This window comes from Segatella copri, from assembly GCF_949820605.1.
Classification (GTDB): domain Bacteria; phylum Bacteroidota; class Bacteroidia; order Bacteroidales; family Bacteroidaceae; genus Prevotella.
Genome location: NZ_CATKVU010000006.1, coordinates 2,455,857 through 2,476,374 on the forward strand (window position 1 = coordinate 2,455,857; position 20,518 = coordinate 2,476,374).

The 20,518-nt window shown below is 43.2% G+C and carries 17 protein-coding genes and 2 pseudogenes; 2 read left to right on the forward strand and 17 right to left on the reverse strand.

Features of this window, described 5'->3' with window-relative positions:
* Positions 1-406 precede the first annotated feature (406 nt).
* Both RCO84_RS11270 and RCO84_RS11275 read right to left on the reverse strand, forming a co-directional pair.
* Positions 407-997 (reverse strand): annotated as a pseudogene (locus tag RCO84_RS11270) (relaxase/mobilization nuclease domain-containing protein); the annotation flags it as partial.
* A gap of 14 nt (positions 998-1,011) precedes the next feature.
* A pseudogene (locus RCO84_RS11275) lies at positions 1,012-1,371 on the reverse strand (Arm DNA-binding domain-containing protein); the annotation flags it as partial.
* 425 nt (positions 1,372-1,796) lie between these two features.
* On the opposite strand from RCO84_RS11275, the gene RCO84_RS11280 reads away from it, so the two are divergent.
* Entirely contained in the window at positions 1,797-2,603 is an 807-nt protein-coding gene (locus tag RCO84_RS11280; protein WP_317572790.1) for a DUF5106 domain-containing protein, read from the forward strand.
* An 82-nt stretch (positions 2,604-2,685) separates the two neighbouring features.
* Here RCO84_RS11280 and RCO84_RS11285 read toward each other — a convergent pair whose 3' ends face one another.
* From RCO84_RS11285 to RCO84_RS11295, 3 genes are all read right to left on the reverse strand, one after another.
* Positions 2,686-3,699, reverse strand: coding sequence for a class II fructose-bisphosphate aldolase (locus RCO84_RS11285; RefSeq protein ID WP_144152915.1), 1,014 nt, complete (start codon positions 3,697-3,699; stop codon positions 2,686-2,688).
* Positions 3,700-3,961: 262 nt separating this feature from the next.
* Positions 3,962-5,188 carry a sugar MFS transporter gene (locus tag RCO84_RS11290; protein WP_317585134.1) on the reverse strand — a complete coding sequence of 409 codons (1,227 nt, stop codon included), beginning with the start codon at positions 5,186-5,188 and terminating at the stop codon, positions 3,962-3,964.
* A gap of 279 nt (positions 5,189-5,467) precedes the next feature.
* The gene (locus tag RCO84_RS11295) at positions 5,468-8,509 is read right to left on the reverse strand and encodes a PEP/pyruvate-binding domain-containing protein (RefSeq protein ID WP_317585135.1); all 3,042 of its coding nucleotides are present in this window, start codon (positions 8,507-8,509) and stop codon (positions 5,468-5,470) included.
* Positions 8,510-8,606: 97 nt separating this feature from the next.
* On the opposite strand from RCO84_RS11295, the gene RCO84_RS11300 reads away from it, so the two are divergent.
* The gene (locus tag RCO84_RS11300; protein ID WP_317585136.1) at positions 8,607-9,221 is read left to right on the forward strand and encodes a septal ring lytic transglycosylase RlpA family protein; all 615 of its coding nucleotides are present in this window, start codon (positions 8,607-8,609) and stop codon (positions 9,219-9,221) included.
* A gap of 127 nt (positions 9,222-9,348) precedes the next feature.
* Here RCO84_RS11300 and RCO84_RS11305 read toward each other — a convergent pair whose 3' ends face one another.
* The 12 genes from RCO84_RS11305 to secY all read right to left on the reverse strand — a co-directional run bounded on the left by RCO84_RS11305 (position 9,349) and on the right by secY (position 20,517).
* Positions 9,349-10,554 carry an IS256 family transposase gene (locus tag RCO84_RS11305; protein ID WP_317584557.1) on the reverse strand — a complete coding sequence of 402 codons (1,206 nt, stop codon included), beginning with the start codon at positions 10,552-10,554 and terminating at the stop codon, positions 9,349-9,351.
* A 231-nt stretch (positions 10,555-10,785) separates the two neighbouring features.
* Positions 10,786-12,342: an IS1182 family transposase gene (locus tag RCO84_RS11310; protein WP_317585138.1), complete on the reverse strand. Its 1,557-nt coding sequence runs from the start codon at positions 12,340-12,342 to the stop codon at positions 10,786-10,788.
* Between the two features lie 237 nt (positions 12,343-12,579).
* Entirely contained in the window at positions 12,580-13,332 is a 753-nt protein-coding gene (locus RCO84_RS11315; protein ID WP_317585140.1) for a hypothetical protein, read from the reverse strand.
* A gap of 130 nt (positions 13,333-13,462) precedes the next feature.
* Positions 13,463-14,725 carry a group II intron reverse transcriptase/maturase gene (gene ltrA, locus RCO84_RS11320; protein WP_144151270.1) on the reverse strand — a complete coding sequence of 421 codons (1,263 nt, stop codon included), beginning with the start codon at positions 14,723-14,725 and terminating at the stop codon, positions 13,463-13,465.
* A 724-nt stretch (positions 14,726-15,449) separates the two neighbouring features.
* The gene (gene rplQ, locus RCO84_RS11325) at positions 15,450-15,944 is read right to left on the reverse strand and encodes a 50S ribosomal protein L17 (protein ID WP_144152567.1); all 495 of its coding nucleotides are present in this window, start codon (positions 15,942-15,944) and stop codon (positions 15,450-15,452) included.
* 31 nt (positions 15,945-15,975) lie between these two features.
* Positions 15,976-16,971: a DNA-directed RNA polymerase subunit alpha gene (locus RCO84_RS11330; protein ID WP_118152793.1), complete on the reverse strand. Its 996-nt coding sequence runs from the start codon at positions 16,969-16,971 to the stop codon at positions 15,976-15,978.
* Positions 16,972-16,983: 12 nt separating this feature from the next.
* On the reverse strand, positions 16,984-17,589 hold the full coding sequence (gene rpsD / locus RCO84_RS11335; protein WP_006848811.1) for a 30S ribosomal protein S4: 606 nt from the start codon (positions 17,587-17,589) through the stop codon (positions 16,984-16,986).
* Positions 17,590-17,646: 57 nt separating this feature from the next.
* Positions 17,647-18,036, reverse strand: a complete 390-nt coding sequence (gene rpsK / locus RCO84_RS11340; RefSeq protein ID WP_144152565.1) for a 30S ribosomal protein S11 — start codon at positions 18,034-18,036, stop codon at positions 17,647-17,649.
* A gap of 21 nt (positions 18,037-18,057) precedes the next feature.
* Positions 18,058-18,438 (reverse strand): 30S ribosomal protein S13, encoded by a 381-nt coding sequence (rpsM, locus tag RCO84_RS11345; RefSeq protein WP_006848813.1) that lies wholly within the window; start codon positions 18,436-18,438, stop codon positions 18,058-18,060.
* Between the two features lie 99 nt (positions 18,439-18,537).
* Positions 18,538-18,654 (reverse strand): 50S ribosomal protein L36, encoded by a 117-nt coding sequence (gene rpmJ, locus RCO84_RS11350; protein ID WP_006848814.1) that lies wholly within the window; start codon positions 18,652-18,654, stop codon positions 18,538-18,540.
* 17 nt (positions 18,655-18,671) lie between these two features.
* Positions 18,672-18,890 (reverse strand): translation initiation factor IF-1, encoded by a 219-nt coding sequence (infA, locus tag RCO84_RS11355; protein WP_006848815.1) that lies wholly within the window; start codon positions 18,888-18,890, stop codon positions 18,672-18,674.
* A gap of 289 nt (positions 18,891-19,179) precedes the next feature.
* Complete coding sequence (secY, locus tag RCO84_RS11360) at positions 19,180-20,517, reverse strand: preprotein translocase subunit SecY (RefSeq protein WP_144152563.1); 1,338 nt, start codon at positions 20,515-20,517, stop codon at positions 19,180-19,182.
* Position 20,518 lies beyond the last annotated feature (1 nt).

The window sequence follows — 20,518 nt, forward strand, 5'->3', positions numbered from 1 at the left end:
CAAAATCCTGGGTAACTTTTTGTTGCACAGGCACTTATAAATAATGTTAAATATAGTGTTGCGGAATTAAGGTTTAGGAAACCTTTCCTTGCGAATTTGCCTCGGGCCGCTTTCAATATCATTTCCCGTATGTTGCTTTTGAGTGTCTGCATAAGTTAACTCCATATTTTTTTCGGATGCAAAATTACTAAAATCCAATCAGTTACGCAATACCCATAAATAATGATTGAATACAAAGCATCTTATCTCCAGCTATTTACATAGCGAAAAACATGCAACAATGAATGAATAGAGTTTTTGTTCAGCTACTATTGCTCGCGTCCCCTAATCATTTGTTGGTAATTTCGGCTTCACAAGAAAGATGTGCATCAGAATGTTCAGAACTTATAACCATTTGGCAGCATAATCATAACCTCATGCCTCGTTTACGTTTCTTCTTCCTGCGAAGAATCTCCGCCATTTTCTGATTGGCTTCCGCATCGGCGGCGTTGTAGGAAGAACTGCCGTTCAGCAATCCTAATGAGCCGCTGAAAAACTCGCCGTGTCCAGTGGGGGACGGTAACGATGCATTGTGCGTTTCTGAAACATGGTGTTTTGTTTCTGATGCCAGTTCCATTCGCTCCTTGTATCTATTGCACTGCAATGCCGCATTAATCTTGGAATAACTGAAACGCCTGTCCACTTTGGAGCCGTTGAAATGATAGCCGTTCTTGGTGAAGACCACGCCCTGTATTTCGTCCGTCTGCCCTTTGTGCTTGAACCGCACTTCCACGCCCTGCCGATTCAGGTTGGCGACAAGCACGTCCCAATTGCCGCACCTGCCGACCTCGGTTTTGAGGATGTCGTAAAGCTCGTACTTTATCCTGTCCGGCTCTTTCAGCCGCTCACGCTTGACGTTATCCTTGCCGTTTGCAATATGTAGTCCATGTTTCCGCGTAAGTTCCTTGCAGATACGGGTGCTACGCAACAGCTCGTTCCTGTCAGAAATGGTGTTTCCACAGTGGCGAACGCCCTCAGTTCTTTTTCCGTCAGGTACTCCCTTTCCTTGAAGTCCGGGTCCACATGGTATTGCGCGAACGGGTTGCGCGGTATCTTGCCGTTATAGTGGGCGGTCGTCACGATGTGCTTCAGCGGGATGGAGTAAATCCATACGGAGGACTGTGCGAGCACCATTTCGGCGGTCACATACGCATCACGGTCAGAAATCCGCTGGTAGTGCTTGGCAATCTGCGCCTTGATGTTGTCAAGTGCGGCGTTCACCGCCTGTGCCTCCTTGCTCTTGCCTTTTGCGCGGTTGCCCTTGGCATCCCAAAGCGTCCTTTGGATGGCCTGCTTGCAGCTGAACTGTGCGATAGTCCCGTTGATTGTCACTCGTCACATAATGGGCACAATTCCATTTTTCTCCTTACTTGCGTTCACGTAGAACACGGTCTTGAATGTCGCTCTCATACTCGTTACTTTTATTTGGTGCAAAATTAATTTGTGAGAGCCGTAAAGCAGTAATCAAGGCTTGTGCAGAACACTGAAATACAAACTGTTGCGGATAAATATGCTCCAAAGTCCGGGTAATGGTTTGGAAGTGCAACCGTTGCAATATTCTTCCCATGTCACGTATTTCGGGCTGTATGCCAACCGTCGCATTATGGGGCAAATGTCACTGACCGTCAGATAAATACCCAAATTCGCTCATTTCTGCGTTTTTATCGAAGATTTTTATATAAAAAACCTTGCCACTTTCAATCTTATTTTGTAATTTTGCACCCGTTAGTAATATCATTAATTCCAATAAAAAGATGATGGCAAGATTCATATTCCTCAGTTTCTTCATGCTGGTTGGAGGCTTAGCCCCAACCAAGGCTCAGAACAGTTTCCCATACCCTGCTCTGCCAGATAGTCTGCGCAGTGTAGAGCAACGCGCAACATACCTGAGTGAGCACTATTGGGACAACTTCAGCTTTTCCGATACCCTGGAACTGGCAAACAAGGAGATGGCAGAACAGGGCTTTGTCAACTTCATCGACATTCTGGCACGTTTCGACCAGGAAATAGCCCAGAAGGGTATTGCGGCCTTTACAGCCAAAGCTTACCAGCAGAAGCCATCTAAAGAGAAGTTTGAAAACCTCATCGAGCATTATTATGAGAACCCTGAGTCGCCCATGCGCAACGACAGGATATATGCCCTATTTCTGGAAGACATGGCTAAATCGCCATACTTTGATGAAACCGAGAAAGAAAGAATAGGATTTAAACTGAAACAGGCAAGAAAGAACTTGCCTGGCACACAGGCTACCAACATCAGTTTTATGCTGGAAGACGGCAAGCCTCATCAGTTGAGCGATTACCGGGAAAAGAAGGTTATCTTATATTTCTACGATCCTGACTGCGAGAACTGCCACAAGATATCTGCATGGCTCGACAAACAGACAATACCAGCCGGCATCAGTCTGCTCCGCATCGTAGCAGATAACCGATTGAGCACGATTTACGGGCTCAAAGCCATGCCAACCATTTACCTGTTGGATAAAGAGAATAAGGTGATATTAAAAAACTGTACACCTGAACAGCTCATGGAAACGCTAAGGGGAAATGAAAACAACAGATAGTATAATCGCGAAAAAAAGATAAAACAAAAGCGGGAACCCTTTCGGATTCCCGCTATTATTTTGTGTTGTAAAATCTCGAAGATTAGTCGAGGTTAGCCAACTTGTTGTCAGAATGAAGAACATCCTTGATCTTGTGGCTATAGAGGTCAACCATGTACTCACGAGCCTTACCGCAGTACTGACGTGGGTCGAAGTACTCTGGGTGAAGAGCCAATGTCTCACGAACACCTGCTGTGAAAGCAAGACGAGAGTCAGAGTCGATGTTGATCTTGCAAACAGCGCTCTCAGAAGCCTTAGTCAACTGCTCCTCTGGGATACCAACTGCATCTGGCAACTTGCCACCGAACTTGTTGATGATATCAACATACTCCTGAGGAACTGAAGAAGAACCGTGGAGAACGATAGGGAAACCAGGAAGCTGCTTCTCAACTGCTGCCAATACGTCGAATGCCAATGGAGGAGGAACGAGGTGACCAGTCTTAGGGTCACGTGTGCACTGCTCTGGCTTGAACTTGTAAGCACCGTGAGAAGTACCGATAGAGATAGCCAATGAATCAACACCTGTACGTGTAGCGAAATCTACAACCTCCTCAGGCTTTGTATAGTGAGACTCCTCAGCTACTACGTCATCCTCAACACCAGCGAGGACACCGAGCTCACCCTCTACAGTTACATCGAACTGATGAGCGTAATCAACAACCTTCTTTGTCAATGCGATGTTCTCCTCGTATGGAAGAGCAGAACCGTCGATCATTACAGAAGAGAAACCGAAGTCTACACAGCTCTTACATGTCTCGAAACTATCACCGTGATCGAGGTGAAGCACGATCTCAGGATGGTTGCAACCCAACTCCTTAGCATACTCTACAGCACCCTCAGCCAAGTAGCGGAGCAATGTAGGGTTAGCATACTTACGAGCACCCTTAGAAACCTGAAGGATAACTGGTGACTTCAAGTTTGAAGAAGCCTGGATGATAGCCTGGAGCTGCTCCAAGTTATTGAAGTTGAAAGCAGGAACGGCCCAACCGCCCTTGATAGCTCTTGCGAACATCTCCTTAGTGTTCACAAGACCGATTTTCTTGTAATCTACTGCCATAATTTTACTTAATTTATTGTTTAATGAAACATTCTTTTCTTTCTTATATATAATAAGGTGTAGAACTTATGAGGCTCTTTCCTTACCGAGTGCAAATTTACCTTTTTCTTTTGAGACAACAAAATGATAATTCGATTTTTCGTGTTGCAATCGAGTTAAAAAAGTTAATTCCGCACCTATACCCTACAAAACACAAAGCTTTTGCTAAACGCAGTTAGCAATTTAACATCTTTATATTTACATTTTTCTACCCAACCGCCAGTTACTTCTTGGCAAGTTTATATTCACGAGCCGCATAAGCCAGAACGATGACAAATCCTACGAGCGGTACCAGGAAAGGAAGCGTGAAATGAGTACGGTCGGCGATGAGTCCCATCAACAGGAAACCGCAACCTCCGATTGGCGTCATCATCAGAAGCGAAGAGGCTGTCTTGGTAAGGTTGCCCAAACCCGTGAGGGCGATACTGAAGATGGTAGGAAACATGATGGCCTCGAACATATAGTTGCAAAGCAGGGCTACCAGCGATAGCTTACCCAGATTCGACAGGACTAAAAGTATACAGACAACACACCCCACAGCGCAGATCAGCAACATCGTTGTTGCCTTGATTCGGCGCATAATCCAGGAACCGAGAAATCTGCCTACCATAAAGAATGCCAGCGCACAAGTCAGGGCTACGGAAGCCGTGCGGTCGTCCATCCATTTCATGCCCGTAACGAAATTGATGAAGTAGGAATTGATTGAAATCTCTGCCACTTCATAGCTCAGCAAAGCCAGAAGTCCAAACACAAACATCTTGTGATGGGAAAAGAGTTTGCTGATATTAGAACCGGCTGCCTCATCTTCTGCTGTTGCCACATGACTGATTTCCGGTAAATCTACACGCGAGAAGACCAGAGCTATCACCAAAACCAGAATACCCAGAATGGTATAAGGCACCACCACATTACCGCCCTCTTTGGTCTGATTAAACAGGAACTGACCGATGCAAAGTGTGGCGAAAATGCCCCCCAATCCATTAAACGACTGCGATAAGTTCAGTCGGCTGGTAGCTGTTTCCTTGGCACCCAGTTCGGTAACATAGGGATTGGCGGCTGTTTCCAGGAACACCAAACCGCACCCGATAATGAAAAGGCAGAGCAGGAATGCAGAGAAACTGCCCACCGCAGCACCCGGGATAAAGAGCAAGGCGCCAATACCAAAGAGGAGCAGACCGAAGACTACTCCACGGCGATAACCATACCGGTTGATAAAGAAGCCAGCAGGTATTGCCATCAGGAAATAACCCAGATAGGTGGTAACCTGAATAAGGGCGGAATGAGTAATACTGATGTGCAGCGCATTCTGGAAGTGCTTGTTGAGCACATCCAGAATGGCACGAGCGAAGCCCCACAAAAAGAAGAGCGACGTAATGAGAATGAACGGGACAAGATATCTCCTGTCGGTTGTCTGATTTGTTTCTGTCTGTTGTTCTGTTAACATTTTCATAAGGCATTCATTTTAGATGGGAACAAAGGTAAGGCTTTTCGATGGAAATTCCAAACATTCCCAGTATTATTTGTTGTTTATATCAAATAAAATTGTCTTTACTATCAGATGAAATCTCCGTTCATCGACGTTGAACGGCGGTTCAACGTCTTTGAACGGCGGTTCAACGTCGATGAACGGACATTCAACGTCGATGAACGAAGATTTTATTCTACTGTAAATACATCTTTAACTAGAAATAGAACGTTTCTGATGTCTATTCAAAGACAACTCTTCCCGTCATTCCTTCGGAATCAAGACGGCTCCTTCCTGCTTCTTTCCATCCATCAGAATTCTCATCGGGTGCTCAAAGCGCACATGACGGACATATTGCGTCTCCTCTACAGCCGGCATTGCATCCAGGATTTCCTTATTTACGAAGCCGCCTTCACCTGTATTTGTATCTACCGTAAAGTATCCCACGCCAAAAGAGGTGAGGTTCTGGAAGAAGTGAGTACCCTGACTAGGATCGATATTGTAATTCTTCAGAGCCACCTCTACGATAACCCGGGCTGCGCTGATATGCGGCCATTTTACAGGTACACCCAGATAATGGTCGCTGGAGCCCCAACGGCCAGGACCTATCAGCACATAGTTCTTGCCGTCAGCAAGGAACTTGCGGTTGATTCGTTCTATATCATCGGCTACATAAAAATTATTCATCGCAGAGAAGTGGTCATCATACTTCACATAAACCACATCAACCACATCTTCGCTGATGCCATGCCCCAGCGAATTGTGCGAACGCAACAGGCAGTCGGAATCAGGGATAGCCTTCACATCTTCATCAAGCATCTCCTTGGCATCAACGATAGGACGAATCTGAAGAAGATAGAATTCGCAGCTCCTGTCATTATTGATATTGCAGGCAAACTCTATCTCCACAGGTCTGCGCATAGCCCCTGCTCCATACTTCATCGACATCTGCAGTATCTCTGGCAAAGGCACCACTCCATGCTGGAGCACACTTGAGAAGGTTATCAGTTTGCGGCCATTCTCATAGACCCCATCATTGATGACCTGATCGTACGGATCGAAAGTAGATGCGATATAGGTAAGACTCTGGTCTTCTACGGCATCCTTCACCCGAAGTTTAAGAATATTAAAGCCATCATCCACCTTGAAATCATTGCCCACATGCTTCATATCCAGCGCATAGAACTGGGTCTGGGTGTCGCGCAGAGCCAGCTCGGTTTCCGATGTCTGGAGCACCTGATTCGGATGGTAAGGACAAACACGAAGGGTCTGACCTCCATCTACGATATATTTACCCAAGCCCAAGGCAAGACTGGCTATACCCTCTTCAGCCTCTTCATCACCTATCGGATAATAATTGAGCGAACGGAGCACACCGCTCATGGTAGGATAAAACCTTGTACCATAGTCTTTACCCACAACCTGCTGCAAGATAACAGCCATCTTTTCCTGATCGATGACATTGCTCGTTGCGGTCATGTAAGCCTTCGAATCGCGATAGAACACAGAAGCATAGACTCCCTTGATGGCACAGGCCAGCATCTGCAGCATCTGATACTTATCTTCCAGATATGGAATCATATAGGTAGAATAGATACCGGCAAACGGCTGATAGTGGGCATCTTCGAGCAGCGAACTTGAACGGATTGCGATAGGACTCCTGGTTGCCTCAAAGAAGGTGAAGAAGTCGGCTATCAGCGAATCGGGCAGCTGGGCATGCAGGAAGTGCTTCAGAATCTCATCGTCGCTAGCATCACTCAAAGCTATCGGATAGAGATTGTTGCTCATCATGAACTCGTCGAAGATATCGGTACAGAGCACCACGGTCTTCGGAATCTGCACGGTGACATTCTCATACTGGTTGAACTCAGGATGGCGCTTGATGATGTTGTCGAGGAAGGCTAGCCCTCTACCCTTTCCCCCCAGGGAGCCTTCTCCGATACGGGCAAAGTGGGCATACTTGTCAAACTTCATGCGGTCGAAAACAGCCACTACACCGATGTTTTTCATGTGACGATACTGCACGATGGCATCGAAGATAATCTGTCTGTGAGCATCCACATCCTGTAATTTCTCCCAGGTAACATGCTTCAGAAAAGCAGATACAGGGAAGATGGCACGAGCACAAAGCCAACGGCTCATGTGGTTGCGGCTGATATGATAGAGCATGGAATCGTTAGGAATATTGAAGATGTTATCCTGCAATTCCTTCAAACTATGAATGCGCATAATCTCCTCATGGGTCTCAGGATCACGGAATATGAAATCGCCAAAGCCCATGTGCTCTTCCATCAGACGACGAAGATCTACGCTCATCTTCTTCGAGTTCTTGTCAACAAAGCGGAAACCTTCTGCCTCTGCCTTCGCACGGTTCTCACTTTCAGAACTTTCTATGATAAGCGGAACGAAAGGATCGTTCTTCCTGATATAACGGAAGAGTTGCAAACCTGCATCTGGACACTTCTCGCGACCGAAAGTATCCGTACGATGCTTAGGCTTTACTTCAGGCATCACCTCATTACCAAAAGCTTTGGCAGCACTCTTTAACGGGAAACGTGCATCGCTGATTACACCCAACGTGTTATCAGAATACTTATCATACAGTTTCTGGGCTTCCTCGTAAGTACGAGCCAAGACCACCTTAGGACGGCCACGCATACGCATGGTAGCCGCATGCCGGTTCAGAGCCTCCTTAGAAAAGTTCTTACTCTGCTCCAATATATAATTATAGAGATTAGGCAATATAGAACTATAGAAACGGATAGAATCTTCTACCAACAGAATCATCTGCACGCCTGCTTCCTGTATGTCATGTTCAAGATTCATCTTATCCTCTATCAGCTTGATGATAGAAAGAATAAGATTGGTGTTGCCAAGCCAGCAGAAGACATAATCGAAGATACTCAAGTCTTCATTCTGCATACGCTTGGTGATACCATGAGAGAAAGGCGTAAGAACAACACAATGGATATTGGGAAACTTACCCTTGATGTCGCGCGCTACGTCGAAGGCATCATTGTCAGCATTGCCAGGCATGCAAATCACCAGATCAATGACGGTAGAACGCAGCACAGCAGCAGCCTCTTCGGTAGTAGAAACTTGAGTAAAGGTTGGCGGATAGCGAAGACCCAGCTCCATATATTCATTATATATCTTCTCTTCTATACGTCCATCATCTTCAAGCATGAACGCATCGTAAGGATTGGCTACAATCAGTACATTGTAGATACGGCGCATCATCAGATTCACAAACGATACGTCTTTCAAGTAGAATTTATTCCACTCCTGAGGTATATTATTTTCCATAAATGAAGTTAAAGTTTGTGCAAAGATACTGATTTTCTGAGATTTACTTGCATCTTTCAGCATTTTTTTTTATATTTGTGCCATAAAATATGAAGATATGGTTACAAAAACTTTCATCACAGCCATCTTGGCTATATTCAGCCTGGTTCCATGCTACGGACAAAAGCACCAGCACGGCAAGGCTTCATATTACTCTAAAAGAGCAACAGGTGCCCGCTCTGCAAGCGGGCAGAGAATACATCATGATAGTTTAACATGCGCACATCGGTTTTATCCCTTCGGAACGCACCTCAAGGTTACAAACCTTAGCAATGGCAAGAGTACTATCGTAAAAGTCATCGACAGAGGTCCGTTTGGAAGAGGTAGAATCATTGACCTATCATGGAAGGCTGCAAAAGAAATTGGTATGATTTCACAAGGCGTAGCGTCTGTAAAAGTTGAAATGGTGGAAAACCCGATTCCTTACAAACCAGAGGACACAAAATTGCCTAAGGTTGATTTTGAAGTGGCTGAAACGGAATATGAATTTCCAAACAAGTGGGGAACTACTGACAGGAATAAGGAAAATCATCACAGCAGTAAAAAAGAAACCAATAAAATTACTTCAAAGGAAATAAATAAAACAGAGCACCATAAAAGCAAAGAGGTGACAAAGGCTGATCTAAAAAAGCACAATACAGATAAGACAAAAAGTAAAGAGGGTGTGTCATAAGTCTATGGCGCACCTTTTTTTTGTGTGGGGGGTGTAATTTAAACTGTGTCAAGGCTTGTTCTTAACTTTCATTCCCACTCCCTGCTGGGGGCATGCCCCCAGCAGGGAAGCCTTTTCGGCTGCAAAGTTACATAATTTTAAATCTATCTCCAAATTTTATTGCCATTTGTTGAGAAATTTGTCCCCAATTTGCCAGTGGCATAGTCCATTTCTTACGGATGTTGCGGTAAGCTAAGTACACAAGCTTCTCCAAAGAATTATCCGTAGGAAAGACCCCTTTAGTCTTTGTGACCTTTCTTACCTGTCTGTGATACCCCTCAACCGTATTGGTCGTATAAATGAGTTTACGGATGGTTGGAGTATATTGGAAATACTCTGTCAGACGTTCCCAATTGTCACGCCATGACTTGATGACAATTGGGTACATCTCTCCCCACTTAGACTCTAACAGGTCTAAATTAGCAGCAGCGGAGTCTTTGTTTACTGCACCATATACTGTTCTTAAATCCTTGATAAACTCCTTTTGATGCTTACTGCCAACATACTTGATAGAATTGCGTATCTGATGGACAATACAGAGCTGCACAGAACTCTCAGGAAATACGCTTTGGATGGCATCCGGGAAGCCTTTGAGACCATCAATACAACAAATCAAGATGTCTCGAACACCACGGTTCTGAAGATCCGTAAGAACTTCTAGCCAGAAGTTAGCTCCTTCACTCTTAGACACATACATACCTAACAGTTCTTTTTGGCCTTCCTTGTTGATACCAAGAATGTTGTAAATGGCTCGTGTGACAGCTCTGCCATTCTCATCCTTTACCTTATAATGGATAGCATCAAGCCAGCAAATGGCATATACAGGATCGAGCATGCGAGACTTCCAGGCGGTGATTTCGGGTAATACACGGTCTGTTATAGAGCTGATTGTATCGGCTGATAGAGTTGTGTTGAACTCACGCTCAAAGTAGCTGCTGATGTCACGTGTGCTGGTGCCCATGGCGTACATCTCAATAATCTGGTCTGCCATGCCATTGGCAAGAATAGTCTCACGCTTCTTTACGGTCTCAGGTTGGAAAGTTCCGTCTCGGTCACGAGGAGTCTCTATAGTGACCTCACCATATTTTGTTTGAACCTTCTTACTCATCTTACCATTACGACGGTTGCCGGAAGAGCGTTCCTCTTCACTTAAATGAGCGTCCATCTCACCTTCGAGAGCTGAGTTGAGAATACGCTCTAACAATGGAGCTAATGCTCCGTCCTTGCCAAATAAGGCTTCACCACTACGCAACTGCTGAGCTGCTTTCTTGTAATCAATTTCTAAGTTGTCCATAATATAAAAACTGTGTTAAACTACTTTTATTGTAGCTTGACACAGTTTAGTTTACACTCTCTTTGTGTGTGTTTCTATATATTCTAGTTGAATCGTAGTCTTTCTTCACAAAGGGAATCTTATTATATTGTATAGAAACTTTACTTTACTTGTTTTATCGATAACAAAACAGCCCCAAAGCTCACAAAAGGGCATAGTTATCCCTGACGATAAAAAAAACAAAATTGAGTTTTATCGTTTTATACCCAAATATTTCTTCAAATTGAATCCCATTCCGAACAATCCTAGATCCATGTAAACCTTGTCCATTCCAAAATGCCTGAATCGCTTATAATGCATATCTGCCTTCATCTGCCCAAATACAGCTTCCGGCTCTATCGGTCGCTGGCTTCTGTGTTTCAAGCCCTCTTCAGACGTTAGTAGCAGGAAGGCTTCCTTTTTATATGCATTCAGTTTATGGTTGACATATATGGTTCTGTTGCCTTTGGATTTCTTGCAGAGACTTCCAAGCGGACATCCATCACATCGTTGTGCTCTATATAATGTAATGACAGACACATAGCCGGAGACACTTTTCGTTTGCCGTTGTCCACAAGGTTCCATGTGTTGTCCCATGGGGCAGACATAATAGTCATCATCCCTGTTGTAGTAGAAGTTCGCTTGGTTGAAGGCATCCTCCTTGAAAGGCTTATGCTGTTCCTTGTGAAACCAGTTGTACTTTACATAACCCATCATCTCTTCCATCTCTAGGTACTCGTAGTTCTCCTCCGAGCCATACCCTGAGTCTGCGGTGACGCTCTTGGATTGCTTTCCATATCTTTTCTTGTACTTATCCAAAAAAGGCTTGAAGGTCAGGGTGTCTGTTGGATTGGGATAAAGGGCGAAATTCGTCCAATATTGATTCTCTGTCGCAATTTGAAGGTTATAGGCAGGCTTTGTCTGCCCATTGTTCATGGCATCTTCCTTGAGGCGCATGAAGGTCGCATCGGGATCAGTCTTGGAGTAACTGTTTCTCTCGCCCAGTATATCCAGTGATTTTTCATACTCGCGCAGTTTGTCCGAGGCTTTGAACAAGTGATCTATCTGAGTATTTAGCTTTTGCTTCTCTCTTCCTGTAAGCTTTGCCTTAGGAAGGTTCTTCACTTGCCTCTCACACAAACGTGCACTTCTCTCTACATCCTTGGCGAAAGTGGCTGGCTCGCTGTCTTCTTCCCTAATGTCACTCCCGCCATTCAGGCGAATTTGTTCTTTTATCTGAGCCAATGCAGCAGAGGTCTTTTCCAAGAGCTTAGCCCTGTTCTTTTCCACGGTCTTCTTCCATACAAACGTGTACTTGTTTGCTTTCGACTCTATCTTAGTACCATCAACATATTGTTCCTCCAGACTAATCACGCCCTTTTCAACCAATATGGAGACGACTGCATCAAAATAAAAGTCGATGCATTTAATCATATGATTGGATCTAAAGCGGTTGATTGTTGCGAAAGATAATTGCTTACCTCCACAAATCCACATATAGCGAACATCGTATTTAAGTGCGTCCGCTATGCCACGACAGGAATAAATGCCATTGATATAGGCAAAAACAACTAAACTTAGAAGCATCTTCGGACTGTAAGGAGGAGCACCAATCCCATCATAGGTATCCATGAGAGGGTTGATGTCCATACTGCGAACAATACGATCCACCATACGAACTTTGCTGTCTTTTGGCACATAATCATCGAAAGAGTTAGGAAAAAAGCTCAATTCGTGCCGAGTTTCAGATTTTATTTGTATCTTTGCCATACTTAAAGAAGTTTTCTGCAAAGATACAAATCTTTTGCGGAAAGGCAAAGCCCGAGCTTGTGAAAGTTTGGGCTTTGTTGTAAATAAAAATGTTTTTTAAAGATTTCGTATCTGTGAAAAGGCAAAAAATAAAAAGGGGTGCGTCACAGACTTATGACACACCCTCTTTACCTTTGTATATATAACAGAATCCTAAAATAAGATAATATCATACAAATTCATTATATTACCGGAATCTTATCTGGAGGTTGTCGGAATATCAAACTGATTAACCTTAGAAATCGTCTTACCGCCTTGTATAACTGAAACACAGATACAAGCAGTACCATTCGTCAAATGGTTATCAGCCTTGACCATTGCTGTATAACGAATCACTTGGCCAGGAGCAATACTTTCTACATGAATACTTGGAGATATGAAAATATGCTTATTGCCGGTAGTCTCAATAATGGTTGGAAGTACATCATACAACGTGTGAGCTCCGTTATTTCGGATTTCAAAAATAACCTTGGCTGTTTCATTCCGATTCAAAGTATTGTCCTCATTTGAATCAACAAAAAGAGCATTCATTATTTCCAAAGATGATGAATAAGCATAATTCTGCCCCAGTTCTTCATCATAAATCCTATCATCACCAGAATTAGTTGAATCAAAGATTTCGTCATTGGAATAAACTGGTAAAGATTGCTGGTAAACTCCATCCTGATAAGAATGAGGATCAAGGTGTGATCTATCTCGATAAACAGATTCTCTTTGCTGCTGGGATTTCGGGTCAGCCTGACTACCAATTGCCGCACCAACTGCAGCACCGCCAGCCATGCCGATAATAGTACCCATATCTGAATCTCTAGGACCACCAGACAAGCCACCAATAGCAGAACCAAGAATAGAACCAAATGTGGCACCAGCATAAGCACCACCTCCCGTATAAGTATCGCAGCTACTCAACAACAAAGAAGAGCAAGCTACAAAAAGCATAATCTTTTTCATCTTCATTAAGCTTTATAGTCGAGTAAGTGGAGGGAATTTCACCCTCCCTTCTCTCGGAACCGTGCTTGACAGTCTCCCATCACACGGCTCTTCGTACTTAACTCTTTTGTTTATTAATTAATATTCTTTATTAACCTAGACGTGGATAGGGTACAAAGCCCTTCGCCCAGTGTGAAAACTCATTTCTGTTATGTACCGCATGCTCTACAAGCCATTCATACGCTCTACTAAACTTCTTACCCTTGGAGAAGCGCTTATACTTACGCATCACCCATCGGGTTAGTCGCTCATTAATGTAATTCAACACCTTACGGAACTCAGACCTACCAAACTTCATATAGTAGTTCATCCATCCACTAATCTGCGTATCAACCTCATTGCTTATGTCTAGCAGGCAAACAAAAGTCTTACGATTCAGATTCCAAGCCCTTACAGCTTCTTTAATCCTCTTCATCGACTTCTTGCTTATTGCAGGAAGAAAAGCAGTAAAATTTTGACCCGTCTTTCTGTTTCTTGCACCTCTAGGTCTGAAGGTAAAGCCTAGAAAGTCAAAGGAAGTATGCTCCGAGTCACCTCTTCGATTACTATCCTTACAATAGACTATCTTTGTCTTCTCCTCATTCAGTTTCAATCCACATTCTTCAAAGCGTTTCATTAGAACAGCTTTCAAGAACTGGGCTTGCTTCTCCGATACGCAGTGGCAGATGGTGTCATCAGCATAACGCTCAAACGGAATCGTTGGATAGTTACGCGACATCCATTCGTCAAAGACGTAATGAAGGAACAAGTTTGCCAAAACCGGACCTATCACAGAACCTTGGGGAACTCCCATCGTTCGCTCTATCACTTCACCTTTCGATGTCTGATAGGGAACCTTGAGCCACCGCTCAATGTATAGAAGTACCCATTTCTCCTCTGCATGCTTGCGGATAGCCTTCATCAACAATTCATGATTGATTGTGTCAAAGAACTTACTGATGTCCATATCAAGCACCCAGGGGTTCACATAGCAGCGCTCCTTAGCCTTGGCTATGGCTTGGTGCGCTCCCTTACCTGGACGATAGCCGTAGGAATCTTCCTTGAAGATAGGTTCGAGAATAGGAGTCAGTACTGATACTACTACCTGCTGCGCTATTCTATCTTCAATCGTTGGTATGCCCAAAGGGCGAGTACCCCCATTGGATTTTGGTATTTCTACCAGCTTCACCGCTTTGGGAAAGTAGCAACCGGAACTCATGCGATTCCATATCTTATAAAGGTTCTTGGACATTTCTTTATCAAATGTCTTTTGGTCAACCTTATCGATACCCGCACTACCCTTGTTTTCCTTCACCTTGTGGTAAGCTTCCCACACCAATCGCTTGTCTATTACAAAAGGTTTTGCCTCGTTCATTGTTTCATCCTCAATTTCTTAAGTTGGACTTTAAATTTGGCTAAGCACGCTACCCCCTTCACTCCATCCCCATTACAGAGACTTCAACACTACTACGAGGTAGTCCGCCACAGACATGGACATCGGTACTTTCTGCCTTGCGTGTCACGGCTCTCGGCATTTTCCCTTAGCATTCCATGTCTATTTCTCCTGTTCCTCTAAAGAGCCCATGTCAAGTTCATGCCACCTTTACACCGCACACCCAGCAGACAGTAAACAGGTTCCCTCTGCCATTATCCCAAGATACAGAAAAGACCTTGGTTCTGATGTGACTTGCTAACTTTGGTAACGATGCTTCATCAATGGTTCACTTGCGTTCATCTCCTTGACACATACCTTGCCAACCTTACGGAAGGCTTTCAATTGTCGTTCACTACCCTTCTGTTTCCATCAGAGCAGCACAAAGTGGTTTGCAATCAGCACCTGCATGCCGAATGCGGTGGGTCTGCCACCATCTCTTTAGAAGTTACGACAGAAGTCTATCAAATATAACCAATATCAGACTTCATTCTGTCTCAGGACACACTTTCTGCTGCAAAGATACAAAGAACTAAAAGAACAAAAGCAAAAAAATCCCTAATAATGATTAGGAAAAAACCTAAAAGAGCAGATAGTTTTGAAAAAGGGACAAAAAAAGCGCCCTTGTCAAGACAAGGACGCTAAATTTATCTGAGATGATTGAAAATTATTCAGCCTTTGGAGCCTCCTCAGTTGCAGGAGCCTCAGTCTCAGCTACAGGAGCCTCTTCAGCCTTTGTTGCCTTACGACTACGACGAGTCTTCTTAGCAGCAGCCTTCAGAGTCTTAGCCATATTCTCATCAAAGTCAACGAGCTCGATGAAAGCAATCTCAGCTGCATCACCCTGACGGGTACCCAACTTGATTATACGAGTGTAACCACCTGGACGGTTAGCTACCTTCTCAGCTACCTCACCGAAGAGAGCCTTAACAGCATACTTATCCTGAAGATAACGGAAAACTACACGACGTGAAGTTGTTGTATCGTTCTTAGAACGAGTAATCAATGGCTCAACATACTTCTTAAGAGCCTTTGCCTTTGCGAGGGTCGTAGTGATTCTTTTGTGCTCGCTCAAGATAAGTGATGAAGCCATGTTAGCCAACATCGCGTTACGATGAGAAGCAGTACGACCTAAATGGTTGAATTTCTTATTATGTCTCATTTTTTGTTTTTGCTTTTTGGACTACGAACCTTTAAGATTCCTTGTCTAATTTATACTTTGAAATATCAGTTCCAAAAGATAGATTCAGACTCTCGAGCAAATCATCAAGCTCTGAGAGCGATTTCTTACCAAAGTTGCGGAACTTCAAGAGGTCAGTCTTGTTAAACTGAACCAAATCACCAAGAGTCTCAACATCAGCTGCCTTCAAGCAGTTGAGGGCACGAACACTAAGATTCATGTCTACGAGACGAGTCTTAAGCAACTGGCGCATATGAAGAACCTCTTCATCAAACTCCTGATTGCTCTCCTGATCCTGAGTCTCAAGAGTAATCTTCTCATCAGAGAAGAGCATGAAGTGATAAATAAGAATCTTCGCAGCCTCTTTCAGTGCATCCTTTGGACTAATGGAACCATCTGTTGTAACTTCAAGTACGAGCTTATCATAGTCGGTCTTTTGCTCAACACGATATGGTTCTACAGCGTACTTTACATTACGAATAGGGGTGTAGATGGAATCGATTGGGAGAACGTTAACGTCAGTGCAGAATTGACGATTCTCATCAGCAGGAACATAACCACGTCCCTTATTAATAGTCAAATCGATCTGCATCGAAGCTTTGGCATCTAAATGACAAATCACCAAATCAGGGTTTAACACTTCAAATCCAGTCAGATACTTACCGATATCACCTGCTTTGAATTCTGTAGAATTCTCAACGGTGATACTAACTTTCTCATTCTCGAATTCTTCTACTACTTGCTTGAATCGAACTTGTTTGAGATTCAAGATAATGTTAGTAACATCTTCCTTTACACCAGGAACTGAAGAGAACTCATGCTCAACACCCGCAATGCGTATAGTGTTAACAGCATAACCCTCCAATGATGAAAGGAGAATGCGGCGCAAAGCGTTACCAATGGTAACACCGAAGCCAGGCTCCAAAGGACGGAATTCAAACTTTCCGAACTGGTTATCAGCCTCTAACATTACTACTTTATCAGGTTTTTGAAATGCTAATATCGCCATTAATGTAATGATTTATTTAGAGTACAACTCAACGATTAACTGCTCCTTAATATTCTCTGGAATGTCGGCACGCTCTGGCTTGTGCAAGAACTTACCGCTCTTTGAATTATCGTCCCACTCAATCCATGGGTACTTGCTATGATTGAAACCTGCAAGAGCTGCTTCGATAACCTCGAGAGACTTAGACTTCTCACGAACACCAACAACCATACCAGGCTTAACTGCGAATGAAGGGATATTAACTACCTTACCATCAACAACGATGTGCTTGTGACCAACCAACTGACGCGCAGCAGCACGTGTTGGAGCGATACCAAGACGGAAAACAACGTTATCAAGACGGCACTCGAGATTCTGAAGAAGAACCTCACCAGTAATACCATCAGCCTTAGCAGCCTTATCAAACATATTACGGAACTGACGCTCTAATACACCATAAGTGTACTTAGCTTTCTGCTTCTCTGCCAACATGACACCGTACTCAGACATCTTACGACGACGGTTGTTGCCATGCTGTCCAGGAGGGAAGTTTCTCTTGGACAAAACTTTGTCAGCGCCGAAGATTGGCTCACCAAAACGACGCGCAATTTTAGATTTCGGACCTATATATCTAGCCATAATATTATATAAATGCTATATTGTTTGTATCTTAATTAATAATGCTAACCTCAAGCGTTATACACGACGACGCTTTGGAGGACGGCAACCATTGTGTGGTAATGGAGTTACGTCAACGATTTCTGTAACCTCGATACCTGCACCGTGAATGGCACGGATAGCAGACTCACGACCATTACCTGGACCCTTAACATAAGCCTTAACCTTACGAAGACCAAGATCAAAAGCGACCTTTGCACAATCCTCAGCAGCCATCTGAGCAGCATAAGGAGTATTCTTCTTAGAACCACGGAAACCCATCTTACCAGCTGAAGACCAAGAAATGATTTGACCCTCATTATTAGTAAGAGATACAATAATGTTATTGAATGAGCTATGAACGTGAAGCTGACCGATAGCGTCAACGCGTACATTTCTCTTCTTAGATGTTGCTTTTTGCTTTGCCATAATTAATTTCCTCCTTCAGAATTACTTAGTAGCCTTCTTCTTATTAGCAACAGTCTTCTTCTTACCCTTACGTGTACGAGCATTATTCTTTGTGCTCTGACCGCGAACTGGAAGACCATTACGATGTCTAACTCCACGATAGCAACCAATATCCATCAGTCGCTTAATGTTCATCTGGATCTCTGAACGAAGATCACCTTCAACTTTGAACTCAGCGCCGATAATTTCACGGATCTTAGCTGCCTGGTCATCAGACCACTCGCTAACCTTCAGGTCGCGGTTTACACCGGCCTTATCCAATATCTTTGCTGAACTACTTCGACCAATACCATAGATATAGGTCAATGCGATTTCGCCACGCTTATTCTGGGGCAAATCTACTCCAACAATTCTTATTGCCATTGTTAAAAAAATAATTAAAAAAATTAATACCTTTCGTTTAAAGCGGTGCAAAAGTACAACTATTTTTTGAAAAAACGGCACTTTTACAATACTTTAACATTAACCCTGACGTAATTTCATCTTAGGGTTCTTCTTGTTGATAACGAACAGACGACCTTTACGACGAACGATTTTACAGTCAGCTGAACGCTTCTTTAATGATGCTCTTGTCTTCATAACCTTATATATGATTATTATTTGTATCTAAAAACAATTCTACCTTTGGTAAGGTCATATGGACTCATCTCCACCTTTACCTTATCACCAGGTAAAATCTTGATGTAATGCATTCTCATCTTACCAGAGATATGAGCTGTGATGTCAACTCCATTCTCTAATTCTACTCGGAACATCGCATTTGACAATGCTTCTACAATTGTTCCATCTTGCTCAATAGCGGCTTGTTTTGCCATAATATAAATATTTGTCCTTCTTAATGTTAAACTTCTACGAATGAAGATAAAATTGTGCTTTATCTTTTCGAGCAACTTTGTGCCATCACTATCAGATAAAAATCATAATTAGATGACATATTAGCGGGAAAAGGCTCTCCAAGTGGATGAGGAATTACCTATCCAAATGGAGAGTCGTCTCACATAATATAGTAAATTCAAGTTAGCTTTACTTTAAGATGAAGTAAAACTGCACTCTGAATAATTTCATCTTCTGTCTTCAGAAATTTCTCATTTCAAAAGAAAAAGATTAATATGCAGCAACACCACCCTGACGCGTATGGCCTGAATTCAAAAGACCATCATAGTGGCGCATAAGCAAATGACTCTCGATTTGTTGTAATGTGTCAATGACAACACCAATCAAAATCAATAGAGATGTACCTCCAAAGAATTGAGAGAAAGCTTGCTGTACATCGAGAAGTCCTGCTAATGCAGGCATAATTGCAATAAACGCAATAAATAACGAACCTGGTAAAGTAATACGAGACATTACGGTATCAATGTACTCAGCTGTATCCTTTCCTGGTTTTACACCAGGAATGAAACCATTGTTACGTTTCATATCCTCAGCCATCTGAGTAGGATTCAATGTAATAGCTGTATATAAATAAGTAAATGCAATAACCAAGATTACATAGACAACATTATATAGCAAGCTACGATTATCCATCAACTGCTGAACAACACTACTAGCATTTTCAGACTGATAGCGAACTATTGCCAATGGAATAAACATTAAAGCTTGTGCAAAGATGATAGGCATCACGTTAGCTGCAAAAAGCTTCAAAGGAATGTACTGACGCGCACCACCATATTGCTTATTTCCAACCAAGCGTTTAGCATACTGAACAGGAATCTTACGTGTGCCTTGCACCAAAAGAATTGATGCACAAACAACAGCATAAAGGATAAGAATCTCTACAATAAACATAATAAGACCACCACCTGAAATTGCCTGCAAACGAGAGGTTATCTCCTGAACGAAAGCCTGTGGCAAACGGGCGATAATACCAATCATAATAATAAGAGAGATACCATTACCTACTCCCTTGTCAGTGATACGCTCACCTAACCAAAGGATAAACATACTACCTGCAGCCAAGATAATTGTTGCCGGTATCATGAATACCGTCCAACTAATACCTGTGGCTAGAGCATTGGCAGCCTGCATTTTCAAATTCAAAAGGTAACTAGGAGCCTGAAAGACCAAAATAGCCACAGTCAGGACTCTAGTATACCATTGTATTTTTTTGCGGCCGCTCTCGCCCTCGCGCTGCATCTTCTGGAAATAAGGTACAGCAACAGCAAGAAGCTGCATAACGATTGAAGCTGAGATATAAGGCATAATTCCGAGTGCAAAGATAGATGCATTGGAAAATGCACCACCAGAGAACATGTCCAATAGCGACATAAGACCGCCAGAGGTCTGCGACTGAAGTTTTTCCAACATGCCCGGATTGATACCTGGAAGTACCACAAACGAGCCAAAACGGTAAATAGCCGTAAACAGAAGAGTAATGAGGAGTCTCTGACGGAGATCCTCTATCTTCCAACAGTTCTTTAGTGTCTCAATAAACTTTTTCATT

Bases quoted from the DNA above. Each gene is read 5' to 3' on its own strand.
- RCO84_RS11280 (WP_317572790.1), top strand. From the start codon at position 1,797: ATGGCAAGATTCATATTCCTCAGTTTCTTCATGCTGGTTGGAGGCTTA.
- RCO84_RS11285 (WP_144152915.1), bottom strand. From the start codon at position 3,699: ATGGCAGTAGATTACAAGAAAATCGGTCTTGTGAACACTAAGGAGATG.
- RCO84_RS11290 (WP_317585134.1), bottom strand. From the start codon at position 5,188: ATGAAAATGTTAACAGAACAACAGACAGAAACAAATCAGACAACCGAC.
- RCO84_RS11295 (WP_317585135.1), bottom strand. From the start codon at position 8,509: ATGGAAAATAATATACCTCAGGAGTGGAATAAATTCTACTTGAAAGAC.
- RCO84_RS11300 (WP_317585136.1), top strand. From the start codon at position 8,607: ATGGTTACAAAAACTTTCATCACAGCCATCTTGGCTATATTCAGCCTG.
- RCO84_RS11305 (WP_317584557.1), bottom strand. From the start codon at position 10,554: ATGGACAACTTAGAAATTGATTACAAGAAAGCAGCTCAGCAGTTGCGT.
- RCO84_RS11310 (WP_317585138.1), bottom strand. From the start codon at position 12,342: ATGGCAAAGATACAAATAAAATCTGAAACTCGGCACGAATTGAGCTTT.
- RCO84_RS11315 (WP_317585140.1), bottom strand. From the start codon at position 13,332: ATGAAAAAGATTATGCTTTTTGTAGCTTGCTCTTCTTTGTTGTTGAGT.
- ltrA (WP_144151270.1), bottom strand. From the start codon at position 14,725: ATGAACGAGGCAAAACCTTTTGTAATAGACAAGCGATTGGTGTGGGAA.
- rplQ (WP_144152567.1), bottom strand. From the start codon at position 15,944: ATGAGACATAATAAGAAATTCAACCATTTAGGTCGTACTGCTTCTCAT.
- RCO84_RS11330 (WP_118152793.1), bottom strand. From the start codon at position 16,971: ATGGCGATATTAGCATTTCAAAAACCTGATAAAGTAGTAATGTTAGAG.
- rpsD (WP_006848811.1), bottom strand. From the start codon at position 17,589: ATGGCTAGATATATAGGTCCGAAATCTAAAATTGCGCGTCGTTTTGGT.
- rpsK (WP_144152565.1), bottom strand. From the start codon at position 18,036: ATGGCAAAGCAAAAAGCAACATCTAAGAAGAGAAATGTACGCGTTGAC.
- rpsM (WP_006848813.1), bottom strand. From the start codon at position 18,438: ATGGCAATAAGAATTGTTGGAGTAGATTTGCCCCAGAATAAGCGTGGC.
- rpmJ (WP_006848814.1), bottom strand. From the start codon at position 18,654: ATGAAGACAAGAGCATCATTAAAGAAGCGTTCAGCTGACTGTAAAATC.
- infA (WP_006848815.1), bottom strand. From the start codon at position 18,890: ATGGCAAAACAAGCCGCTATTGAGCAAGATGGAACAATTGTAGAAGCA.
- secY (WP_144152563.1), bottom strand. From the start codon at position 20,517: ATGAAAAAGTTTATTGAGACACTAAAGAACTGTTGGAAGATAGAGGAT.